The organism is Paenibacillus silagei, assembly GCF_017874735.1.
In the GTDB taxonomy this organism is placed as follows: domain Bacteria; phylum Bacillota; class Bacilli; order Paenibacillales; family Paenibacillaceae; genus Paenibacillus_AQ; species Paenibacillus_AQ silagei.
Genome location: NZ_JAGGLV010000002.1, coordinates 184,281 through 204,011 on the forward strand (window position 1 = coordinate 184,281; position 19,731 = coordinate 204,011).

At 52.5% G+C, this 19,731-nt stretch carries 18 protein-coding genes and 1 pseudogene; 6 read left to right on the forward strand and 13 right to left on the reverse strand.

Features of this window, described 5'->3' with window-relative positions:
- Positions 1–183 precede the first annotated feature (183 nt).
- The 3 genes and pseudogenes from J2Z70_RS04175 to J2Z70_RS04185 form a co-directional block, all read right to left on the reverse strand.
- Positions 184–864 carry a hypothetical protein gene (locus tag J2Z70_RS04175; protein WP_209869734.1) on the reverse strand — a complete coding sequence of 227 codons (681 nt, stop codon included), beginning with the start codon at positions 862–864 and terminating at the stop codon, positions 184–186.
- A 183-nt stretch (positions 865–1,047) separates the two neighbouring features.
- Positions 1,048–1,602, reverse strand: coding sequence for a hypothetical protein (locus J2Z70_RS04180; protein WP_209869736.1), 555 nt, complete (start codon positions 1,600–1,602; stop codon positions 1,048–1,050).
- A 107-nt stretch (positions 1,603–1,709) separates the two neighbouring features.
- A pseudogene (locus tag J2Z70_RS04185) lies at positions 1,710–2,251 on the reverse strand (GNAT family N-acetyltransferase).
- A gap of 193 nt (positions 2,252–2,444) precedes the next feature.
- On the opposite strand from J2Z70_RS04185, the gene J2Z70_RS04190 reads away from it, so the two are divergent.
- Positions 2,445–3,392 carry a serine hydrolase domain-containing protein gene (locus tag J2Z70_RS04190; RefSeq protein WP_209869739.1) on the forward strand — a complete coding sequence of 316 codons (948 nt, stop codon included), beginning with the start codon at positions 2,445–2,447 and terminating at the stop codon, positions 3,390–3,392.
- 912 nt (positions 3,393–4,304) lie between these two features.
- Here the strand turns inward: J2Z70_RS04190 and J2Z70_RS04195 are convergent.
- On the reverse strand, positions 4,305–5,063 hold the full coding sequence (locus J2Z70_RS04195) for a CPBP family intramembrane glutamic endopeptidase (RefSeq protein WP_209869741.1): 759 nt from the start codon (positions 5,061–5,063) through the stop codon (positions 4,305–4,307).
- Between the two features lie 167 nt (positions 5,064–5,230).
- Between J2Z70_RS04195 and J2Z70_RS04200 the strand changes: the two genes are divergently transcribed.
- A complete protein-coding gene (locus tag J2Z70_RS04200) occupies positions 5,231–5,608 on the forward strand; it encodes a hypothetical protein (RefSeq protein ID WP_209869744.1) in 378 nt (125 codons plus the stop codon).
- A 78-nt stretch (positions 5,609–5,686) separates the two neighbouring features.
- Here J2Z70_RS04200 and J2Z70_RS04205 read toward each other — a convergent pair whose 3' ends face one another.
- The 4 genes from J2Z70_RS04205 to J2Z70_RS04220 all read right to left on the reverse strand — a co-directional run bounded on the left by J2Z70_RS04205 (position 5,687) and on the right by J2Z70_RS04220 (position 9,992).
- Complete coding sequence (locus tag J2Z70_RS04205; RefSeq protein WP_155991697.1) at positions 5,687–5,860, reverse strand: hypothetical protein; 174 nt, start codon at positions 5,858–5,860, stop codon at positions 5,687–5,689.
- Positions 5,861–5,943: 83 nt separating this feature from the next.
- The gene (locus tag J2Z70_RS04210; RefSeq protein ID WP_209870203.1) at positions 5,944–7,935 is read right to left on the reverse strand and encodes a chemotaxis protein CheW; all 1,992 of its coding nucleotides are present in this window, start codon (positions 7,933–7,935) and stop codon (positions 5,944–5,946) included.
- A gap of 18 nt (positions 7,936–7,953) precedes the next feature.
- The gene (locus J2Z70_RS04215) at positions 7,954–8,379 is read right to left on the reverse strand and encodes a chemotaxis protein CheW (RefSeq protein ID WP_036700854.1); all 426 of its coding nucleotides are present in this window, start codon (positions 8,377–8,379) and stop codon (positions 7,954–7,956) included.
- A 23-nt stretch (positions 8,380–8,402) separates the two neighbouring features.
- Complete coding sequence (locus J2Z70_RS04220) at positions 8,403–9,992, reverse strand: methyl-accepting chemotaxis protein (protein WP_209869748.1); 1,590 nt, start codon at positions 9,990–9,992, stop codon at positions 8,403–8,405.
- A gap of 308 nt (positions 9,993–10,300) precedes the next feature.
- Here J2Z70_RS04220 and J2Z70_RS04225 point away from each other — a divergent pair, with 308 nt between their 5' ends.
- Both J2Z70_RS04225 and J2Z70_RS04230 read left to right on the forward strand, forming a co-directional pair.
- Entirely contained in the window at positions 10,301–11,638 is a 1,338-nt protein-coding gene (locus tag J2Z70_RS04225) for an MFS transporter (protein WP_209869751.1), read from the forward strand.
- A gap of 374 nt (positions 11,639–12,012) precedes the next feature.
- Complete coding sequence (locus J2Z70_RS04230) at positions 12,013–12,768, forward strand: PIG-L deacetylase family protein (protein ID WP_209869754.1); 756 nt, start codon at positions 12,013–12,015, stop codon at positions 12,766–12,768.
- A 268-nt stretch (positions 12,769–13,036) separates the two neighbouring features.
- Here the strand turns inward: J2Z70_RS04230 and J2Z70_RS04235 are convergent, their stop codons facing one another.
- Positions 13,037–13,867, reverse strand: coding sequence for a GNAT family N-acetyltransferase (locus tag J2Z70_RS04235; RefSeq protein ID WP_209869757.1), 831 nt, complete (start codon positions 13,865–13,867; stop codon positions 13,037–13,039).
- A gap of 132 nt (positions 13,868–13,999) precedes the next feature.
- Here J2Z70_RS04235 and J2Z70_RS04240 point away from each other — a divergent pair, with 132 nt between their 5' ends.
- A complete protein-coding gene (locus J2Z70_RS04240; protein ID WP_209869759.1) occupies positions 14,000–15,037 on the forward strand; it encodes an asparaginase in 1,038 nt (345 codons plus the stop codon).
- Here the strand turns inward: J2Z70_RS04240 and J2Z70_RS04245 are convergent.
- Positions 15,034–16,413, reverse strand: a complete 1,380-nt coding sequence (locus J2Z70_RS04245; protein WP_245367973.1) for a sensor histidine kinase — start codon at positions 16,411–16,413, stop codon at positions 15,034–15,036. The two genes, J2Z70_RS04240 and J2Z70_RS04245, sit on opposite strands and share 4 nt — an antisense overlap.
- A gap of 29 nt (positions 16,414–16,442) precedes the next feature.
- Positions 16,443–17,150 carry a response regulator transcription factor gene (locus tag J2Z70_RS04250; RefSeq protein WP_209869762.1) on the reverse strand — a complete coding sequence of 236 codons (708 nt, stop codon included), beginning with the start codon at positions 17,148–17,150 and terminating at the stop codon, positions 16,443–16,445.
- Positions 17,151–17,307: 157 nt separating this feature from the next.
- Here J2Z70_RS04250 and J2Z70_RS04255 point away from each other — a divergent pair, with 157 nt between their 5' ends.
- Entirely contained in the window at positions 17,308–17,979 is a 672-nt protein-coding gene (locus tag J2Z70_RS04255; protein ID WP_209869765.1) for a hypothetical protein, read from the forward strand.
- Positions 17,980–18,070: 91 nt separating this feature from the next.
- Here J2Z70_RS04255 and J2Z70_RS04260 read toward each other — a convergent pair whose 3' ends face one another.
- Positions 18,071–18,712, reverse strand: coding sequence for a cupin domain-containing protein (locus tag J2Z70_RS04260; RefSeq protein ID WP_209869768.1), 642 nt, complete (start codon positions 18,710–18,712; stop codon positions 18,071–18,073).
- Between the two features lie 105 nt (positions 18,713–18,817).
- Positions 18,818–19,696 (reverse strand): methyl-accepting chemotaxis protein, encoded by an 879-nt coding sequence (locus J2Z70_RS04265; protein WP_209869770.1) that lies wholly within the window; start codon positions 19,694–19,696, stop codon positions 18,818–18,820.
- Positions 19,697–19,731: the final 35 nt, after the last annotated feature.

Here is a 19,731-nt window from a genome sequence, read left to right on the forward strand (position 1 = left end):
AAAACACTGGAAAATGATTCGAATTATATTTTTGTCATTTATTTTTGTCACATCTGCCGATAAAGATTTTTACAGACAAAAACTCCGGCAGTCCGCATAAATGCAGATCCGGAGTCTTCGGCATTCTTCCCTATCATAAATACCAGAACTAATCGCTCTACGCCAATCCTATACATGAATGATTCACTTGCTTGAATCCATTGTCCCGCTGCCCCGGACATCTGTAATAACCTTGGTAGCAATAATCTTCCCGGCCTGATCCAGCCCTTCGATTTCGAACGGAACGCCCGCCGTCGCCGCTTGAAAAGCAAACCAAATTGTCCGGCCCTGCGCCGTCTTAATCAGCTTTGCCTCGGACTTATCGGTCCCGGTCTGCTTTTGCTGAACGATAATCTGCTGAATGGACGGGTCCAGCACCTCACCGAACACCATAGGAAACGGAGTGGAGATTTGCTCCAGCTCAGGCAGCCTCATATAATTCATTGCCGACACGGTAGGGTCTCCGTCCATCCCATAGCCCGCCCCCCAGACCCACTTCCAGCCGATCCAGGTTTTGCGGACATATTCGACTTGAAGATTGCTGCGGTCCTGATCGCCCGAACCGGTCAGAAAAACAAGCTTCCCCCTGCCAACAGTCTCCTCATGTACCACCGTCATGGAATCAGACTCACGGAATAACCGCACAGCCTCCTCCGGACTTGAGCCCAGGGGAATCTGGAGCGACTGATTCATTCCCAATGAGCGGGACATCCGCTGGTCCGACCACCCGCCGGGTCTTTCATACATATATAACAATAAATAGAGTACCGCTACAGAAGCCAGAATCACTCCCGCAGCCATCCCCCATCTCCGTGTAGTTTTCATGAGTGCATCTCCCGTCCCGATTGTTTGCGCTTACAACAGCTTCCATTTAACTATAGATGATTTCGGTCCAGATTACAAAATCCCCCCATAACATATAAAAAGCCTGTAGCGCAAGCCCCTCCGGGACCCTGTCTACAGGCTGTATTTCATTATAGTAATTGAATGGATTCCAATATACTTAGTTTATTTAACTTCAGTAGCTCCGGTAACTTTACCTTCAAGCACAGCCGTTGCCTTCACGTCTTCGCTGGAGAAGTACAGGTTGCCGTCGATTGTAGCATCCTTGTAGAGGTTGAAGCCGTTAGCTTCTACATATACATCACCCTTGATCGTACCGCCTTGAACGCGGAAGTTCTCGCTCTGTACAGTTACTTTTGGTGCTGTAAGGGTGTAAGTAGCTGTAACTTTGTGGTCTGCATCCTGTGCGTACAGGGCAAGCTTGCGGTAAATCTCCTTGCTGGCATCGTTCTTGTCATGGAACTGGCCTGCTACCACTACATCCTTATCCACTGTCAGGTCGTTCAGAACAGCAACGATCCAGGTTCCTTTGTCGCTTACTGCACTAATGAAAGAATCAGCCTGGTTCACGATCGAAGCGGAGGTTTTTGCATCTACCTGTTCTGTTGCTGGTGCAGTTGTCGCTGCTGCCCCTTTGTCTGCATTGTTTTTATCCGATCCACAACCCGACAACAAAGCTACCGATACCCCTGCTACTACTAATACTTTAAATAATTTCATTTTAATTCCCCCTGTTTCTTTAAGTTAACTTTATTATATATTAAAATTTTATGAATACAACGTGATAATTTTCACGAATTTGTGTCTTTTTTCACAAACATTCATATTTACTCTCTCAACGTATCCTCCCACTCCTCTCTAAGCAGCCCCATTCGGATAGAATCATAGTATATTCCGTTATAATATCGGCATTTTCTAAGCCTGGCCTCCATGGTCATGCCCAGCTTCATTCCTGCTTTCATCATTCGCTCATTCCCGGACCAGGTGGTGTAGCCGACACGGACTAGCGGAAGGGTAGTGAATAAATGACCGATCCACAGCTTGAGAGCTCTAGTGCCATAACCGCTGCTCCAATAGGCAGGATCATAGATGACAATCCCCATTTCCAGCCAGTATGACGGCTCATGCTCCCAGTAGTAGCTTACATCACCTATAACAACGCCCTCTACTTCTATTACCCAATTGTTCACACTGCCAATAATTTCGGCTCGCTTCCGTAATATTCTTCCCAGGAGATACACTTATGTTCAAAATACGGCGCATCCCATTTTTTCCATTCTGGCGCTTCCTCTTTATAGACAAGCTCCCACAGCCTGGGCAGATCCCCTTCAGCTATTGGGCGAAACTGCAGTTCATGATCCTGAATCATAGAACCCCTCCGGAACAGTTAATATATTGCCAACTAATCTTATAATAACTGACTAGAGGAAGCCCCGGCTGGTAATAAATGTGTATAAACAAATTGGACTTCCCGGCGTCAGATTGAGATAATACAGGGGAATTCATCAAGCGAATATACAGACATTCAAGTGATAGTTGTATATATAGAAAGGAAAATCCCAATGAACCTGTCCACCCTATCAGCCGCGCTTGCGCCGCTGAATCTGCGGAGCTGTCTGATTCAGCAGCAAGGCAGACTGATCTTCGAGCATTATAGAGATCAGCGCACGGCCTCGGAGCTGGCGAAGATCAACTCCTGCACCAAGAGCATCCTCTCTGCGCTGATCTGCATCGCCATGGACCAGGGGCTGCTGCCCGGCCCTTCGGCTCCGCTCAGCAGCTTCTTCCCGCAAGTCCTGCGCGATAAGGATGCACGGAAGCCGAACATTACGCTCGAACAGCTGCTGACTATGTCCGCAGGCTTCCGCTGGAAGGAATTCGGCGGAGCCAATTCCTTCCCGAAGATGACCCGTTCCCCCCATTGGGTGAATTATGTGCTGGAGCAGCCGCTCGCAGATGAGCCGGGCACCCGGATGGAATACAATTCGGGAATCTCGCAGTTACTGTCTTCGATTCTGGTACAAGCCACAGGACAGAGCACAGCCAGCTATGCCGAACAGGTTCTCTTCGGACCGCTCGGCATCCGGGACTATGACTGGGAATCGGACCCCCAGGGCATTCATACCGGCGGCTTCGGTCTGAAGCTGCGGCCTGTAGACCTGCTGAACTTCGGACAGCTCTATTTGCAGCAGGGGATATGGAAGGATTCGCAGATTATCTCCGGCAGTTGGGCTGTACATTCGGTACAGCCAGTCATGCACACGGAGCCTCCCCGCCACGGCGGATACGGCTGGCATTGGTGGACAGATGCCCTGTCCTGCAGCTCAGCAACCGGAGAATCCAGTCTGGTGGACTACTATTACGCCCGCGGGTATGCCGGACAATTCATATATGTAGTGCCGGAGCTTCAGCTTGTCACTGTGCTGACCCAGGATAACAAGCGCGGGAAGAATAATCCTCCGCCGGATGTGTTCCGTGACTATATCGTGCCTTTACTGGGATCTATTTAAGCTGGCTCCTTAGCTTACCGGCAGCATACCATAGCAGCGGACACAACAAATTGAAAAAGAGTGGAAACGGCTTTGCTTTGCCGTTCATTATGTACAGACGCACAAATCCCCGCTGCCTGATTGCTTAAGGCCCGGGGATTCATGTGTTGATTACGCTATTCAATTCAATCATTTCCTCCAAGTAACAAAAGCCATATCCCTGACATGGTGATTGTTCTCAATTTCATGTTCACTTCATGCTTCCGTGTTGCCCGTTCGCTCCTGTCCGGAGTGTTGCTCCATGTCCTGCATATGGGGTGGATTCCCGCGTACACGATTTCACGAAAAACGTTTTCACGGACGTTTTCCCTACTGTGAGGAATCGCAGTTGTACGCTTCGCTAACCTTTTTCATTGGAATCACGCTCTTTCTTCCGCAAGAGACTGCTCCTGCTTGAATGATAAGCTTCGTTCTTCTTCCAATTAAAGATTTGCTTCTTGGGTTCCCGCATACCCACGATCTGCCAGAAGATGTTATCATCCACCTTCTTAATCAGCAGCCGATTCCGGCATGCTTCGCTAACGCTAGTACATCGGGGCTCTCTCCTTTCCTTCATTCATTGCTAAATTTAGGAATGAGACCATCACCTGCGGTACCACCTGTAATGCTTGGTGCTCTTGATGCTGTGGTTCCTGTGGTGATGTCTACATTATACCTGAGAAACGCTTAAATTTAAACTTTCAAAAACCTGCATATCCCCGCAGAATCTTCGATATTCCAGTAGGATTGCAAATAAAATGCCCATCTCTAAACATTGCTCCGTTTACGGATTATTTGCTCCCGTTAGCTGATCATTTTCATGTATGCGCTATCATTTCATATGAAAATGAATGGCCAGCCTGAGGAATTCCTTCCCCGGACTGGCCGGTGTGTCTACAGGGTGAGACTATGATTTCTGTGCTTGCGGCTGAATACCACGAGCAGATAAATTCCATAGAGCAGATACAGAATATTAAGAATGGAGACGATGAGTACCTCATGCTCCAGATTCTCATTGCTGACCATGGCCAGTGCATCGTAGATAAAATGGAACGCGATCAGCGGAACAATATTCCGGCCTGTCTCCATCAGCAAGGCGAGCACACAGCCCAGCAGCAGCGCATTGATAACCTGGAGAATCGTATGTAAAATATCATTTCCGCCAAAGGCATTGGCCATATGCAGAACCCCGAAGAAGATGGAGGAGAACACAATATAAAAGACCGGACCTTTGGATTTCAGAAGATTCCAGATCACCCCTCTAAAAATGGCTTCCTCAGTATAGCCCACCAGCAGGGTCATAATGACGATGCTGATTATTTCAGGCGCTCCCAGTTCAACGTTGATTCCATTCATCAGCGGCTGGGCCACCGCAATAATGAGCAGCGGGATGTAGAACAGCACCGCCCGGGACGGACCAGCCTCCAGCTTGCGGAAGCCGAAGCTGACGAGCGAAGAATCCTTTCTTTTCATATAAATGGTTACAATAATGCCCATAACCAGGAAGGCGCAGGCCTGGGCATTGCGTATCCCCATATCGCCGAACTCCTGAATGGTAGCGACAGCAGCGGCTATGGATACCATTAGAGTCAGGACTACTCCCCATACCAGCGAGTAAACGAGCGGATGTCTTTGTACAGCAGTGTTTTTCATTTCAGATCTCCTTTATAGTAGGCTAACGTATTGCCGCTTCAGGACAATAATGGTTTAATTTTATGCTATGATGCCAAATTATACGATATCTATATAATCTTCCAGTGGGCATTGCGGTCTGTACATGCTATAATCTCTGAATCCTACAATGAGAATGGAACAACAACATGAACAGTCCTATCAAGATCTTCAAAGTGACCGTGCAGCTGGAAAAGGATGAATATGGTCTTGAGGTTAGCCATTGGCGTCTGCTGGTGGAAACGAACCGCTATTATGAGATCAAGCCGGAGAGCGGACCGGTTAAACGGATCTACAAAGAAAAATTAAATACGGTAGTGGATGACACCAAATCCTATACAGATGGCTATCTGGCCTGTTCAGCGTTCTGTAACGAGGACCGTATAGATGATATGCATACTGAAATGCTGCATGCGCTCCAGCTTAAGATCAAGGCCTATATGGACGAGCTGCATCTGAACCAGCAGGCTCTTGAGCTGCAGTTCAACCACCCGAAGCCTCTGAGAACCGAAGAACAGACCTCCTGACCGTGGCACCACAATAACAAATAACCGGAAGAGTCGCAGGCTTCTGCGGCTTTTCCGGTTATTAGGCGTTGCTATTCCTTAGAGCAGTTCCGCATTCTTCACGGCGTGTTCCCAGCTTGGAAAATAATACAGCGCACTTCTCATCAGCTCGGGCTCCTGCTGCTTGATCTGCTTCTTGTTCATCTTGCCCCCACCAGACTGAAGCTGCTTGATCCTACTGATAACTTCATCTGAAGCCATTGTAATATCCAACTCTTCACCCCTTTCCGGTGTTTCTTTCCATATTTTTCACCATTGCTGCCGGTTCTATACCAGACTGTGATAATGGAAAGTAATCAATGGCTAACGAGATAAGAGGCATCCAGAATCAGAGCGACCCGGCCGTTGCCCAGGATCGTTGCCCCGGACAGATGATTCATCGTCCCCAGATACGCGCCCAGGGACTTGATGACCACCTCCTGGTTGCCGATGATCTCATCGACTGCGAACGCAGCGATCCGGTCAACAGATCTTACAATCACGAGCGGAATCGTCTTGGAACGGCGCTCTGTGCGCGGATAATGCAGCTTGTCTCTGAGCCAGGAGAGCGGAACAATCCGCCCGTGGTTGATAATCGCCTGCTCCCCTTGAACGACCTGTATCTCTTCGGGGGAGATCCGCACAATCTCAGCCACATTATACATCGGTAAAATCAGAACACGCCCGGACACCTTGACCAGCAGCCCCTTGATAATAGCCAGCGTAAGCGGCAGACGGATTGTAAAAAGAGTCCCTGCCCCCGGCTCGGTCTGAATATCTATGATTCCGTTGAGACGTCCAATCTGACTGCGGACAATATCCATCCCCACGCCCCGCCCAGACACTTCACTGACCTCAGAGGCTGTGGAGAAGCCTGGCTCGAAGATGAGACTAACGGCTTCCTGTGCAGTTAAATACCCTGCCTGTTCTTCTGTTATGATCCCTTTGCTGAGCGCAGAGGCTGTAATCCGGGCGGCATCGATGCCCTGTCCGTCATCCTCCAGACGAATCACGACCTGATTCTCCTCATGAAAAGAAGTAAGCGTAATTCTGCCCTTCGGAGCCTTGCCCTGCTGCACGCGCACCTCTGGACTCTCGATTCCATGATCGGCGCTGTTACGGATCAAGTGGATTAGCGGATCACTCAGCTCTTCAATGATCATCCGGTCCAGCTCGGTCTCGCCTCCCTGAATCTGCAGCTCAATATCCTTACCCAGCTTCTGGGCCAAATCCCTCACCAGCCGCGGGAAACGGTTAAACAGCTGATCCATCGGCAGCATCCGGGTCTTCATGACCCCTTCCTGAAGCTCTTTGATAATTCCGCCCATATGATCCGATATCGAGCCGATATCAGGTAGAACCTTGGCGGGATCCGTACGTTGTCCATTAGCGCTCAGATCGGCCAGAGAGGTCTGCTCAATCAGCAGCTCCCCCACCAGATTCATCAGATGGTCCAGCCGCTCCACACTCACCCTGACGGTTGACTGTACCTCATGGGATTTCCCCTTGCCAGGAGTAGAGGACGAAGGTTCTGCAGGCACCGGTCCGGCCGTGGTCTGGACGTCAGTCCCGGCAGCAGGTGCGGGCACGAATGGTGTAATGACAATGCTCTCGACATCGGTCTCCCCTGCCAGCTGCTCGGACACCTGCCGGAGCTCGCGCGGGGAAGCAGCAATTACAGCAAATTGGCTGTAGCGGGCGTCTTCATCGGCTCCCGGCGCCGCCGGGGGCGCCAGGGCAGCAGCAATCACCGGCCCGCAGACCTCTTCGATACGCTGCAAGAGGATATAATGCCGGGCCGCCTTCATCTGGCAGTCCTCTCTCAAGGTGACTACCAGAGCCAGCAGCGAGTAGCCCGCTGCCACGGCCTCTTCCGCCTGAAGCAGCTCCGCTGCATTTAAGACCGGAAGCAGTACCGGCTGAAGTTCAGCCGGCTTATTAATCAGCGCCTTGATCTCCGCAACCACAGCTGAGCAGTCTGTAAATCCCTCCCCGCTAACATACTGAGTGCGCAGCAGCTTCATCGCATCCAGCGCCCGGAAGAGCGTATCAATCAGATTACCGGTAATCTCCGGCTTCTTCTCCCGCACCCACTCCAGCGCATACTCCACCTCATGCGTGAGATCGCTCATCTCGCGGAAGCCCATCGTGGAGGCAGAGCCCTTGATCGTATGGGCTGCGCGGAAGATCGTCTGAATCAGCTCAGCGGTTGGAGCATGCTCCAGCGCAAGCAGGGACTGGTCGATCCGCTCTAATTGCTCGTTCAGCTCTTCTATGAATATATCGCGGTAAGCCGACAGTTCCATCATCATTGCTTGTTCCCCTTTTTACCCGCCCAATATTTCTTCGAGCTTCAAAATACCGATCAGCTGGTCATCCCGCTGCCCCACTCCGTGGAACACCGCATCGCGGCTGCGGTTATGTCCGCCTGCCGGCGGATGAATCTCGGCGTACGTAGTCACCTTGTTCACCTTATCTACAATCAGTCCGACGAATTCCTCGCGGTAGTTAACCACAATAATTCTTGTGCTCCGGGTATAAGGCTCATCCGCCATTCCCAGCAGATTGCGCAGGCTCATGACACAGACCACCTTGCCGCGCAGATTGACTACACCTTTGACTTCATTCCGGCTGAAGGGGATATCTGTAATGCTGAGCATTTTGATAATCTCATGAATCTCTTCAATCCGGATGGCACAGGTCTCGGCTCCTACCGCAAGCTCGATATATTGTTCCTTCTGTAAGGACGACATGGCTTCACCTTCCGTCTGTTGAATTAATGGGTTTTGAATGCGGCTGCCGATTGGGCCAGTTCTTCAGACAGCAGGGCCAAAGCCTGGCAGGTTGTCGCTGTCTCTTCAGAAGCCGCTGCCGATTCCTCGCTGGAGGCCGCAATGGACTGAACCGAGTCCATCACTTCAGCAGCCTGGGCGGACTCCTCTTCACAGGCGGCAGCAATCTCGTTGACCTTGAGTGAGGAGGTGTTGACCATCTTAATGATTTGCTCGAAGGCCTGGCTGGTCATCGAAGACTGCTCTACACTCTCAGCTACTGCCCTCACGCTCTGCTTCGTATTCTCCTGCATGACCTTGATAATCTTCGTAATCTCCTTCGTAGCATCGCTGCTGCGTTCAGCCAGCTTGCGGACCTCGTCCGCCACTACGGCGAAGCCGCGCCCCTGTTCTCCGGCACGCGCCGCTTCAATCGCTGCGTTCAGGGCCAGGAGATTGGTCTGCTCGGCGATATCGTCGATCACTTCGATGATATCCCCGATTTTGCTGGAGTCGTCTTCAAGCTGCTTCATCTGTTGATTGACGGTCTGCATCCCCTGCAGCGAAGTCTCCACTACATATCCGCCTTCCCGGGCGGTTCGTACCGTATCATTGGAGAGCTCTGCCGCTTCCTCAGCACTGGAGGCCACCGAATCAATCGCCAGCGACAGCTCCTTGAACAGCTCGGTAATATTGGTCGCTGCCGCCGACTGGTTCGTGCTGGTGCTGGCAATCTCCTGGGTGCTCGCTGAGATCTGTTCGGAAGAGGCCGCAACGCTCTGAGAGTTCAGCACAATCCCGTTGATTAATTCCTTCAGGTTATGAACCATCCGATTCAGGGCTGTGGCAAGCTGTCCGACTTCATCCTTAGTAGATATATCCGCTTGCTGCGTCAGATTTCCATTAGCCACTTCTGTAGCTACATGCAGCATCTGCATCAGGGGTCTGGAGATCGATCTTGCGATCAGGTAGCCGATCATAATACTGAGGATGACCGCCGCAATGACTACCGAGATTGTAAGGATGAACGCCGAGGAATAAGCGGATTGTGAATGGTTGTTCGCCTCATCTGCCAGCTCAACATTCACTTTGATCAGACCATCCAGATTGTTCAGCACATTCTGCCCCTGGACGGTCAACTGTGTAGTCAGAAATGTATTAAAAGCAGCCGCATCATCTTGCTCCGCTAGAACCAGCGCCTGATCGAACAGCTTCTCATAGCTTGCATACTCCTGGTCAAACGAGGCCAGCAGTTCCTTTTCACGGGCAGTGGTCGCCAGCGGACGGTAGTTATCCAGCTTCTGGTCAATTTCCTGACGGCCTGAGGCAATCTTTTGCTTATAATCGGTAATTTTATCTGTATCTGTTGTATTGCTCATATCCCGTGTATAGACCCGGTTTAGCTGATAGCTGATCTCGGCGGCAGACAGATCTCTGACCGAGATCAGGTTATTGCTGTACATTTCCTTCATATTCTGATTGCTGGTGCGCAGGGATAAGACCGAATAGACTCCAAGTCCTGCCAGGATTAAAGAGACGATCAAAAAAGCGGAGACGATCTTTGTAGCTGTTTTCAAATTCCCGAACCATTTCATGTGGCTTCCCCCTGTGGTTAACATCTTAGCGTCCTTCTTGTCGGCGTTAATCTTACACTCCCCTATCAGCCGGCGGGACATCATTAGCTATATTTCGACATTTTATATCAAAAAAATTATATTCTAATTTGTGTTTTTCATATTTTTTTCGTTAATCTCAGTGTAAATTTCCCCTTTACAAATCGAAATGTTTACTATTCCGTAGTTTGATGCAGAATCCGCTTGACAGAACATAGAAATAAGTTATAAATAGACATAATTAGCAAACGATTCAATCCCATTTTATCCCCCGCGAAAAGAGGCTTGTCATGTCAGCAAAAGTACCTGTGGCCGAAAAACTGGTGTTCTCAGGCGGTCTGCTGGGCCAGAATATGCTCTACAGCTTCATGTCGATGTACATCCTGTTCTTCTATACGGATCTGCTGGGAATTCCGGCAACCACCGCCAGCGTCATTCTAGTCGCAGCAAGTATTATCGATGCTTGTCTTGATCCGCTGATGGGCATGATTACCGACAAAACACGCTCCAGATGGGGAAAATTCAGGCCTTACCTGCTGTTCGCCCCTTGTCTGATCGCGTTGGCGACCGTCCTCTGCTTCTGGGACTTCGGCGGTTCGCGGACCCTGACCCTTGTAATCGCAACCTTCTCGTATCTGCTATGGGGAATGCTGTACACGGTCTGTGACACGCCGCTCTGGGCCTTGTCGTCCGTAGTCTCCACCGATCCGGGGGAACGCACCTTATTCGTCACACTGGGCAAAATCGGCGGAACGCTCGGCGCAGTCGTTATCACCATCGGCGGTATCCAGCTTCTGCTCGCCTTCGGCGGAGAACGGAATACGCAGGCTTATCTGTACTCGGCAATCATTATCGGGGTCATTGCGGCGTTATCGATCTTCCTGACCGGGATGCTCACCAAGGAACGGGTCGTCCCTTCCGCTGAGAAGATCTCATTTCGCCAGAACCTGCAAACGGTGTACAAAAACAAGCCGCTGCTCACCCTGCTCGCCTCTCTCTTGATTATCAACCTGGTGAACGGCATCCGGCAGAGCATTCAGCTCTATTATGTGGTCTATGTCTGGGGGGACGCGGGGTATGCCACGCAGGTCGGGATCAGTCTGGTGGCCGGTATGCTGCTGGGGATGATCGCTACGCCGCCGCTGCTGCGCCGCTTTGCCAAGAAGAAGGTATTCATTATCTCCTGCATTCTTGGGAGCGTAGCCTGCATCCTGCCTTATCTGCTGGGTGACCATAACGTATTGAACACCCTGGTGTTCTTTGGGGTCAGCTTCTTTTTCTCGGGCATGACGACGATTGTCAGTACCTCGATGCTGCTCGATACGATAGATTATTCGGAATGGAAGCTGGGCTTCCGGGGCGAGGGCATTGTGTTCTCAACGAACACTTTCATTACCAAGTTCAGCGGAGCGGTATCGCGAATGATTATCGGAGCCAGTCTCGGCCTGCTCAGCTATGTGGAGAATCAGCCGGCGACTCCGCAGCTCCAGCACGGCCTTAGCTTCGTGATGTTTCTGCTGCCTGCACTGTGCTTCCTGGCCGCTATTCTGCCGATTCTCTTCTATAATATAACGGAGAAGCAACGGGTGCAGATCCTGAGCGATCTGAATCATAGCCGGTCCCTGTAGTGGGGTCCCATACTCATGTTCTCTAACTTGCCCTTCCGGCTCCCGCTTCCTTTTGTTTTTCCCTGATTGAATCGTTCATGGTCAGGGGGGCGGCAGGCGTAACAGACTCAGTTGCACTTACTTCTGGCAAAAGCCACGATTGGAGCAAGTTACGGACCCTACGGCCTTTATTGCCGGATTTTCTGCGCCGTAACATTGATTATGGAGCGAATAAGACCGCCTCAGTCCGCAAGGCAACCCAATAGGCTATTTTCTTGTAAATAACGGCTCTCCGGTCCGTAAGGAGCAGGCCCGGTTGAGTGATTTCTCTTCACCCAACCTACAGAGGGGCTAACTGTACCCTCATCACAGATTAATAGGGAGGTATTTGGATTATGGATATATCCACACTAGCAGCGCTGATGTCCCCTCCGGATCTTAGCGGATGCCGGACGGCATTATGTATACAGCCGCACCCGGACGACAATGAAGTAGGCATCGGCGGAACCATTGCCTCATTCGCGGAACGGGGCTGCGAGATTCACTATCTGACGATCACGAACGGGGATTTGGGCGCTGTGGACGAGCAGGTCTCTTCCGCCGAGATCGCCGCCATCCGCGCAAGCGAACTCGAAGCGGCCGGAAGATCGCTGGGGGCCGCCGTGTTCCACCAACTGGACCATGGCGACGGTACACTGGAGCATATTCCGGCGCTGGCGGGAGAGATTGCTGAGGTCATCCGTACCGTGCGTCCGGATGTGGTCTTCTGCCCTGATCCATGGCTGAGCTATGAGGCGCATTATGATCATATCGTCACAGGCAGAGCCGCCGCCCAGGCGCTTCTGTCATCCGGTCTCCCCCTTTATCCGCGGGGGACAAGCACCCGCCCCTGGCAGCCACAAGCGATTGGGTTCTACTTCACCTCTGAGCCGAACATGGTGATAGACATTACCGCCCACTTCGAGCAGAAGTTCGCGGCCATGGCCCTGCACCGCAGCCAGTTCAATGAAGAGCAGCTGGCCATGTACCGGATCTATTTCCGCGAGCAAGGCCGCCAGCTGGCCGAAGGCAGGGGCTTCGAGCTGGGGGAAGGGCTGAAGGTGTTGTCACCGCTGCACCTGCACTGCTTTGTGGATGCCCGCCGGATATGACGGCTGAGTGCTGGGGCATGTGCTGGCAGGGGCGCTAGGTTGCAGTGGTGTGAGTTGGCGGGGCATGGAGCGCTAGGGCGTTGAGTGGCTGAGAAGCTAGGCTAACGGAAGTTGAGCCGATATTGCGCACGCCACACAATTCGCAAGTGCCCCCGCCTTCCCTTCGCCAATCATTCATCAGCAAGTGTAGAAAATCCACCTATTGTACCGCCCATGTAACGCAAATGAGCAGCAATCCCCCATCTATGCGGAGATTTGCTGCTCTTTGTTAAGCGGGAAGCTCGGACAAACGGTAGTAGGGGATGTTCAATAGCGGCTTGAAGCCCAGCTTCTGCGCCAGTCTGTACGAGCCCACATTCTCTTGGCGGCAGCCCCAGACAGGCTCCAAACCCTGCTCCAGACAGTAATCGATTAGCTTACAGCACACTGAGAAGGCGAAATACTTTCCCCGGTGACCCGGTGCCGATTCGATTCCAATCTCCAGCTGATCCGTTGTCCGGTAAGCCGAGAAGGCGCTGGAGGCCTGCTCTCCCTCCCACAATAAAGTGTATCCTCGGCCTGAAGTCAGGAAGTGCTCCGCGTCACGCCAGAAATACCGGGGAATCACCGCACCCGTCTGCTCGCCGAATCCTTCGCCGTCCATCTGGACAATCTCAGCATCCTGCCGGTACCATTGCGCCTTCGCGCGGTAATAGACCTCCGGATCGAACGTAAAATTCACCCGGGTCTGTATGTACATTCTGCGTGTATCGTCCGCGTCAAGCCGTGCATTATGCTTAGGAAGCATAGCTTCAATCAGCGGGTCCCAGCCCCCTGCCGGATCAGCCTGCAGCCATTCGGCTGAATGCCGGTGCCCCGCCTTGTTCGTAATATAGTCCGATAAGCTCCGGTTAAACTCCTCATTGCCCGAATCCCCATAGACCAGCGACATCCCGTATTCATGAGCTACATAGAAGCTACGGGGGTTATGTACAGAATCCACATACACACTGCCTGTCGTCTGCCCGCTCAGAACTCCTTCAGCGAACAGCGTGTTGATCTTGACTTCCTTTAACAGCGGCCAGGCAAGGGCGTAATCCCGGCTATCTAGCTTCAGCATGCTTATCTCCTCCCATTTATATTTTCACACTTATTATACCTTACTATGTCACCCATAGAGGAATGAATGTTATAATACTCTCAATGTCATGCGAATGACTGAATTCTGGCTCAACCTGAAAGGAAACGACCTATGATGAATACTATTCCCGAAGTGAATTTCGCCGCTTCCCCTTACTATAATCCCGGCCTCAAAAATGTAGTCATCCTCGCCACCGGCGGTACGATTGCCGGCAGCGGCGAAGCCCATAAAACCTTGAATTACGAGCCTGGCGCTCTGCCCGTGCAAGATCTGCTGGATAGTGTGCCGCACCTGGAACGGCTGGCGAACTGCGCCGGGGTACAGGTAAGCAATCTGTGCAGCGCCGATATTACAAGCCAGCACTGGCTTACCCTGGCAACATACATTAACACGCTCTCCCTCCGGGAGGATGTGCACGGATTCGTCATTACACACGGCACCGACACCCTCGATGAGACGTCCTACTTCCTGAACCTGGTGATCAAGACTGACAAGCCGGTAATCATTACCGGATCAATGCGCCCGGCTACCGCAATCAGCGCCGATGGTCCCCTTAATCTGTATCAATCCGTAGCACTGGCGGCAAATCCCGAGGCCTCCGGCCAAGGCGTGATGGTTGTCTTCGCTGAGGGCATCTATAGCGGGCGGGATGTGCAAAAGGTGAACACCTTCAAGGCCAACGCCTTCGATGAGCGCGATTTCGGGTGCCTCGGATATATGCGTGACAGCCATGCCTTCTTCTATACGCGCACCCTGAAGCGGCATACCACCGCAACCCAGTTCGATGTATCTGTTATTCAGGAGCTGCCGGAAGTGTCCGTAGCTTATTTCCATGTGGATGCCAATCCCGGGATTCTGGATTATCTGGCTACGGTGTCCAAGGGGATTGTCATTGCCGGAGCAGGCGGAGGGATCTACAGCAAGCCTTGGATTGACAAGGTGGGGGAGCTGAAGAACAATAACATCCCTGTAGTCCGCTGCTCGCGGATTTCCAGCGGAATTACACTGAAGGACTCGTACATTGACTTGTCCGCCAACTCTATTCCCTGCAACAGCCTGGTCCCGCAAAAAGCCAGAATCCTGCTCTCCCTCGCCCTGACGCAAACCACCGGCTACGATGAAATTGCCGCAATGTTCAACGAGTATTAAACGCTGCCCGCAGATGGCGGGAACTCAAAGGTGAAGACTGCGCCGCCCTCCGGGCGGTTCCGGGCACTCAGGTCTCCGCCGCAGCGTTCCACAATAGCACGTGCGATGGCGAGTCCCAGCCCGGATTCGCCATTTTTTCCTTTGACGAACCTGTGAAACAGGCTGGGCAGCAGCTCCTGCGCAATGCCCGGACCATCGTCAGCAACCGTTAATGTAATCCTTCCCTTACTTGTATGCACCTGTACATCAATACGCTTCTCGGCATAACGGGCCGCATTGGATAATACGTTCAGCAGAGCTTGCAGCAGCTTATCCCGGTCCGCTCTGACCCTCTCCCCATGGTCCCCGGAAACTACCGGATGCAGCGACAGCTTCCTTGCCGCCAATAGCGGGTTGACCCGCTCCACCGCCTCGCTCAGCAGTTCCTCCAGATCCGTATCCTCTGCCTGGTAAATATCCTCTTCACTGTCCAGCTTCGCCAGAAGAGTCATTTCGCTGACCAGATCACGTAAGCGCCCGCTTTCACTCAGAATAATATCCAGTCCTTTACGGACGCCCTCTCCTTCAAATATCCCGTCCCTAATGCCCTCTGCATAACCGGCTATCGACATCAACGGAGACTTCAGCTCATGCGAGGCATTCTGGAAAAACTGCTTCTGCACCCGGTTGAACCGGTGCAGTTCAGCGGCCATCTCGTATACTGCCCTGGCGACAGAACCGATTTCACCGCCCGCCCGGATCAGATTCACCTCGGCAAACCGGCGGTTTTTCACTTTCCCCAGCTCCTGACGCAGGCTGATCAGCGGATCAATCAGCTTCCGCGTAATGAACAGGCTGAACAGAAGCATTACTGCCGCTCCCGCAGCAAAGACAAGAATCAGCCGTTTCAAGAGCGACTGCTCGATGGCCTTGATTCTGCTGACAGGAGTCAGCAAGGTGAGCTTACCTTCGGGAAGTGTGTTGACCTGCACCAGATAACGCGGATCATTGCCATCCCATAAGCTCTGCAGGCTCCCCTGCTCCATAGCTGTGACATCCACCGTTACTCCGGCCTGTACGGGCTGGGCCGGGAGATATCCCGAGACCACATTCCCCTGCTGGTCGCTCACGATGGCCTGTACTCCGCTGTAGAGCGTAGGATATGGAGCTGTAAGCGGCTCGCTTTTTCCCAATGTGAATGCCCCTCCTTCTGTGAATGGAGCCCGCTGCAGACTCGCGGTCAGGGAAGCGCCAAGTGTCCTTAATCCCTCTTGCTCCTTACCAATGAAATGGTCCATCAGCACATAATGGATCATCACTCCCGTGATAGACAGGACCAGCAGCAGAGACAGCCCAAAAGCAACATTGATCTGATGCACCAGCTTCAGCTTTTTCATCCGCAGGCTTAGCCTTTCCACCATCCTCTTCATTCCTGCACCTCTCTCATACGGTAGCCGTGACCCCAGACCGATTCCAGCGGCAGGCCGTCCATTTTTTTGCGGATGCGCTTGATCAGGTGGTCGACAGCGCGGTCGCTGCCGAAATAATCCTCCCCCCAGACATGGCCCAGCAGCTCTTCGCGCGTAAAGGCCCGGTTCGGACTTCCCGCAAAGACCATCAGCATCAGGAATTCCTTGCTGGTCAGCTCCACTTCATCTCCCCGCCAGAAGGATCTTCTCTCCTCAGGATGCAGCAGCAGACTGCCCAGCTCTATCCCTGTATGCACAGCAGGCAGAACAGCCGCAGACTTGGATTCGTGAAGACGATCCCACCGTTTCAGCTGGCGGTTAATCCGGGCTACCAGCTCACGGGGACTGAAGGGCTTGACCAGATAATCGTCGCTGCCCAGCTCCAGACCCAGGATTTTATCCACTTCATTATCCTTGGCAGAGATCATAATAATCGGCACCTCCGCCTCATCACGGATACGCCTGCATAGCTCATAGCCGTCCATTCCCGGAAGCATAATATCGAGCACCCACATGCCGGGAGGATCATTCCTCCATAAATCCCATGCCTCCTCGGCACTTCCAAGTCCAATCGTCCGGTAATTCTCCTTATGTAAATAAGCTTCCACCAGATTGCGTATATTCTCGTCATCGTCCACAACGGCAATGACCGTTTGATTGTTCATCCAGGTAACCTCCGTGATTTGTCTCTTCACCATTATAGCAAGCGGGTGAGCGGGATTGGGCGCTGCCATTGTTTTTCCACATTGCTGACCCTCTCCTGCCACAGAAGCCCGCTATAGTGAGAGCTGTAAGACAAACCACATGAAGGAGTGTTCGTACATGAATCGTCTAATCGTGAAAAGAATGGCTCTATCCACCCTGCTGCTGTCCAGTATCGCCACCCCGGTCTTCGCGGATACGGGAATCGCGCCGCCCCCAGCACAGGGACCCACTGCCACCATAAGCACAGCCGCTGCATCCACAAATGGCAGTAGGCTGCTCCCCTTGCTTGAACCGCAGGTTCTGGCGCTGGTGAACAGCTATGCCCCGGAAACTTCCCAGGATTGGCGGGATACGCTCAGCCGCTACCATGCATTAACAAGCACGAAGGCGCTTAATGTGGTTCTCGCCACGCCAACGTCTGCCGCTCCATGGACAGAAAAAACCGGTATTATGGATGTGCAATTAGCCACGCCTGGAACATTGACGGACGCAGAAACGCTTCCGCTTGCCACTGTGCCGGAATACGGGACAACTGGGGGCAGTGTTAAGGCAGTTCCGTCCGCCTCAGCAGCTGCAAGCCTCACACTAACGGTGCCTGACTCTCTGGAATCCGGCAAGCTTGCCAATGTGGTAACCTTACATGCGGCGTACATCGATGGCTTATTCAAAGCACAAGCTGCACTGGCAGAAGCTGCACAAGACACAGATGCAGCAGCAATTAAGCAGGCACTGTCCGCACTGCTGAGTCAATATAAGGACCTTAACCACAAGCTGGAAGAAGCGAACTAAACCACGCACACCCTGCATTCCATAGAAAAGCAGACCAAGGAATTCCTCCCTGGCCTGCTTTTTCTGTTCATTAGTATAGCGTAGCCGCCGCTTAACGGCGCGGATACATCTGATAAGGATAGAATGCCGCCGCCGGCTGCTGGGCAGCGTAGGCGGGCATGCTTTTGGCGGACGGGTCCATGTTGGTTCCCCCGGCAGACCCTGCTACGGCGCAGCCCGGAGGCGGTCCAAGAATAATCGATTCCTTCAGCGGGGCCACGGCCTTGGCGTATTCCTCTTCATTAATGCAATAGGCGCGCTGGATGACCTCTGCGGGAACGGCCCGCAGGAAGTCTGACCCATACACAATATCCGGTGTCGGCGCATCGAAGATCGCCAGGAAATGGGCTTGTTCGCTCTCGGCCAGAATCCAGTGAAACCATCCCTTCGGGAAGACAGCAATTTGTCCGGCCTTCAGATGATAGGTCATCAGCTTTTGGGTGAACGGATCGAATACCGAAGCAATCAGCTCTCCGCTAATCACGAAGATCATCTCCGTCACGTTTGTGTGCCAGTGCGGCTGGACGATGAAGCCCTTGCTCATATGGGCATTGAAGAACCCGTTACGTATCGCCGGCAGCTGTTCGCCAAAAAGCTGCGTAATATAATTGTTCGCATCCCGCTTATAATTAAGCACCTGATTAGAATCGGCGGCAAGCTTCAGGTCCGGTGCCTGCAATACTGGATCTAGCATGGTTAGTTCCTCCTCAGACTGGATTGTAGCCTTAAGTAACACTGGGCATTCGTCCAGATACTATATGCAGGGGAGGAGCTCTTTGACACTAGAGACCGGTGCGGACTAGATCAGACGAGCGATACTCTCAATCTCCACGGCGGAAGCAGCGAGCTGCTGCATGGAGGCGGTAATCTCCTCTGTGGCTGCGGCCTGACGTTCGCTTTGTGCCAGACAATCCGTAAGCACGGCATCCATCTGGTTAATCTTCTGCTTGATCATCTGCAGAATGCCGGCAATATCCTTCGCCGATGAAGCACTGGATACCGACATTTTGCGGATCTCCTGGGCCACGATGCCGAAGCCCCGTCCATGCTCAGCGGCATGCGCTGCTTCAATCGCTGCATTGAGCCCCAGCAGGTTGGAATTCTCCGCCACCTTGCGGATGAAATCGAGAATCTCGTCGGTCTGCTGCAGATCCTCTACCACCTTCTGGCCCAGCTCCTTCAGATCCCCTACAGTATTCGCCAGATCCGAGGCCGTGCCTGCAATCTCTACCGATGTCGAGCTGATCTCGTCAGAGGTCACCGCCAGCGCATTCGCTGCATCGCTGAGTGTTACCTGATTGCTGAGGCTGATTCCGATCGTGAACACCCCTGTCACTACCCCGTTCCGGTCCCGGATAGGCATGGATGACGATTTAAAAGGAATTCCGTAGATCTCTCTTGGAATCGTAGCGCTGACTTCTTCCCCGCTCTCCAGAGCAGCCCGGATCCCCCCGCTGGGCGGTACCGGAGAACCCAGTTCAATCTTGGCTTTCAATTCCTTCCCTTGCAGATAATAAATGAACTTCTCCCGATCTGCCAAAGCAAACATTACATCCAGCGGGAAAAGCCGCTGCACCAGGGGCAAAGATACTTCAAGCGCCTTCCGCAGCTGGTCCATTTCTGATGCTTGTCCTGATTCCTGTTCGGATTCGTGTTCTAATTCCTGTTCGGTATTCATTGCTTCAACAGCTCCCTAATCCTATTTATTTATGT